Here is a 3,827-nt window from a genome sequence, read left to right as displayed (position 1 = left end):
GGAACCAGGCTGCGGTCGTAGACCGACGAGGTCAACGTGGCCATCGGGATCTCGCCGGTGAAGGTGCCGGCCATGCCGTCGACGGTCGAGCGCCGCATGTAGTCCAGCGTCGGACACAACATCAGGGTCGAGGTGTACTCGTCGTCGTGGAACCCCGGGAATTTCGGCCGGCCCGACAATGCCATCTCGGCGTCGAAGTAAAGCACGTTATAGCGGCCGACCTGCAGCGACCGGAGCTGGTCGAAGGTCGAGTCGGGCACGTCGGACGGGTCGAGCAGCTTGGTCAGCAAGGTGTAGGGATCCACGGCGCACACCACGTCGGACGCCAGGATCTGCTCACCGCTGTCCAATTCGACGCCACGCGCGGTCCCGTTGTGCGTGAGGACCTGCTTGACCTTGGCGCTGGTGCGGATCTCGCCGCCGTGGTGGCGTACCGCATTGGCGATCGCCTGGGTGAAGGCGCCGCTGCCGCCAACCGGCCGTTTCACGCCCCATTGGTGGATTCCACACAGGAACGCCAAGTGGAATCCGGTGCCGGTCTCGGTGATCGGCCCGAAAGTGCCCGCCGAGTAAGCGGCAATCGGGGCCTTGATCTCTTCTCTCTCAAACCACTCTTCGAGCACGGCGTCGATCGAGCCGAGCATGACGCGGGCGCCCTTGGCCAGCTTGGTGCGAGTCTTGGCGGCCTGCTTGAGCACGTCGAACACCGTGCGGGGCTTTATCCGCCATGGATGGCCGTGAAAGTAGGGCATCAGCGTCAACAGCGTTTCGGTGATGATGTCGACGAGCTCCTCGTACCGTTGCGCGTCCCGGCGCGAGTACTTCGCGATTTCGGTTTTGGTGCGGGCGATGTCCTGGTAGAACGCGACGCTGGCGCCGTCGGGACCCAGCCAAGTCGTCAAGGCGGTCGGGTGCACCCACCGTAGACCGTGCTTGTGCAGGTCCAGCTGGTCCACGATGGAGGGCTTGACGCCGGGCAGAACGAACTCGACGCTGCAAGGGCTCACCTTGAAGCCGGGCGCGTTGGGCATCTCCATCGTCCAGACCAGGCCGCCGACGGTATCGCGGGCCTCCAGCACCAAAACTCGCTTGCCCGCCTTGGCCAGGAAGGCCGCGCAGGTGAGACCGTTGTGGCCGCCGCCGACGACCACGACGTCATACTTTGCGGTGGTCGACCGCAACGTCGTTGTCGGCGTGTTTGTACCCATAACGGCAACGTATCGCCCGCAATTGGCCGCAGTCGCCACCAATCCCGGGGAGGTTTTTCGCGGCCCTATGATGGGTTTTCGGTTAGTGCGATACTGCGCGAAGAATGTCGAGACCCGTTCACCCGCTCGAGCGCGATCGCGAATTGGATGCGTTGCGCTCCGTCATTACGCAAGCACGCGGCGGTCGCGGGCAGGCCTGCGTGATCGAGGGGCCCAGCGGTATCGGCAAGACCTACCTCCTGGACGAGGCCGCCACACTTGCGGCCGAGGCCGGTTTCACGGTGTTGCGGGCGCGGGGCAGCGAACTCACCCGCGAGCTGGCCTTCGGTATGGCCGTCGAATTGGTCGAAGCACGGATAGTGCGTGCGACCGCCGACGAGCGCGCCGAATTACTCAGTGGCCCAGCGGTGCTCGCCGAACCGATGGTGAGCCGTCGGGTTCAGCCGGCTGAGCACACCGTCACAACGGACGAGTTCACCGTCATCCACGGCTTGTACTGGCTCATGGTGAACCTCTCCAGCCACGGACCTTTCGCCATGCTGGTTGACGACGCGCAGTGGGCCGATCCCGGCTCACTGCGATTTTTCGCCTATCTGGGCGAGCGGCTGGAGGATCTGCCGATCGCGCTGCTGACCGCTGTTCGCACCGATGACCCTGAGACCCACTCGGATCTGGTCTCTTCACTCTGGGAGAGCAGCGCGGCACCGTCGATTCGCCCGTCCGAACTCAGCCGGCGAGCGGTCGGTGAACTGCTCGCAACGGGCCTGGAGTGCCGGGTCGATGACGCCCTGATCGACACCGTGCATCACGAGACGGGTGGGAATCCCTTCTTGGTCAGCGAGGTCATCGCGGAGTTGCGCGACGAGTCAGACATCACCGCGGCCAGCAGGGGTTCGTTGCGAACACCGCACTCGGTGCGACGCCAGATCGCCCGCCGGCTGGCGCGTCTGGGACCGGATCCCCGCGAACTGGCTAAGGCTGCGGCTGTGTTGGGCGACGGGGCGTCGCTGGCGGTCGTCACCCGTTTGGCGGCGCTGCGACCCGCCCAGGCGGTCACCGCCGCCGAGCAGCTCGTTGCGGCGCGGGTCTTCGACACCGCCGACCCAGCCTCGTTCGCTCACCCCATGATCCGCTCAGCGACCTACGCCTCTCTAGCGCCCGGGGAGAAACCCGAAGCCCACGCGCGCGCGGCAAAGCTACTCGCGGCCAACGGATCCGACTCGGAGGTCGTCGCGCGCCACCTGCTGGAGGCCACGCCGAGCGAGGAGGCCTGGGTGGCCGGGGTTCTTCATGCGGCCGCCCGTGCGGCCGCACGAAAAGGATCTCCGGCGACCGCGATTCGTTATCTGCGCCGCGCACTGGACACTGCCCCAAACGACTCGGTTTCGCCGCGTCTTCTGATTGACCTCGGTCTCACCGAGGCGGCCGCGGGCCAGACGACGTCGTTGCAGCGCTTCGAGCAGGCATTGCTGCTGATCGACGAGCCGACGGTGCGGGCCGATGCGCTGTATTCGCTCGGGCAGACGCTTTACCGCTATGGCAGGTACGGGGAGGCGGCCGCCGCGTTCCGCTGGGGCGCCGAGTTATTCGAGGACGGCGACCTACAGGTCTTTCGGCGATTCCAGGCATCGGCAATGTGTTCTGAATACTATTTGGCGCCGATGCACCGCCGAGTCGACCCGCTGGGCGCCGCCGAAGTGGCGCCGCCACAGGGTGCCGGTGACAGGGCGATGCTGGCCGCACGGGCACTGCACTTGTCGCTGACGGAGCCCCCGGCGTCCAGGGCGGCGAATCTGGCGGGCATGGCCATTGCCGACGGCAGACTTCTGCTGGAACAGACATCGGAATCGCCGGTGGTCAATCTTGTTGTGTTGCCGCTGCTCTACGGTGGCGAACTAGAGGCGGCGGCAACACATATCGATGCGGTGCTGGCCGACGCACGCAGCCGGGGCGCATCCTTGGCGTTCGCCGAGGCTGCGTTGATGCGGGCGCTGGTGAGCTATGCGGCGGGCCGCGTCAACGATGCGATGGTGGACGCGCAAATCGCGGTCGAGGGGATGAACCGCGGTTGGCACGCCCTGGCTCCGACCGCGCTGGCGACGCTCGTGCATTGCATGATCGAGCGCGGCGAATTGGATCAAGCCGCCGAGATGCTGACCCGTGGCGAGCACGAGCTGGCACCCCCGGAAGCGTTGGGAATCAACGCGTGGTTCTACGTCGCGAGGGCGCGGCTTCGACTGTGCCGCCGGGAGATCGCGGCGGCACAGGCAGACCTGGATGCAGCAGTCCAGTCGCTGCGCGATTACGGCATGATCAACCCGGCGGTGCTGCCGTGGCGGCCGCTGGCATGCATGGTTGCCGCCGCCGCGGGCGACACCGAGCGAGCCCGTCAGCTCATCGACTCCGAGATCGAGCTCGCCCAGCGATTCGAAACCCCCATCGCGCTGGGCGCCGCGCTTCGACGGTGTGCGCTCGTACACGAGCCTTCGGAGGCGCTGGCTACCCTCAGCGAGGCCGTGGCGATCCTCGAGAAAACCGGCGCCCGGCTTGAACTCGCCCGGGCGCTCACTGATCTCGGGGTGCATCTGCGCCGCGCCGGATCGCGGGTGGCTGCGCGTG

At 66.6% G+C, this 3,827-nt stretch carries 2 protein-coding genes; one reads left to right on the top strand and one right to left on the bottom strand.

Annotated features, from left to right (window positions below; all coding sequences use genetic code 11):
- On the bottom strand, positions 1 to 1,208 hold a 1,208-nt coding region (locus WAN02_RS20325), incomplete at its 3' end, for a phytoene desaturase family protein (protein WP_422266029.1).
- Between the two features lie 104 nt (positions 1,209 to 1,312).
- Between WAN02_RS20325 and WAN02_RS20320 the strand changes: the two genes are divergently transcribed.
- The coding region (locus WAN02_RS20320; protein WP_422266028.1) for an ATP-binding protein at positions 1,313 to 3,827 on the top strand (2,515 nt) is incomplete at its 3' end.

The sequence above is a fragment of the Mycobacterium sp. genome, assembly GCF_049281135.1.
In the GTDB taxonomy this organism is placed as follows: Bacteria; Actinomycetota; Actinomycetes; order Mycobacteriales; family Mycobacteriaceae; genus Mycobacterium.
This window is presented reverse-complemented; position numbering and strand designations above follow the sequence as displayed.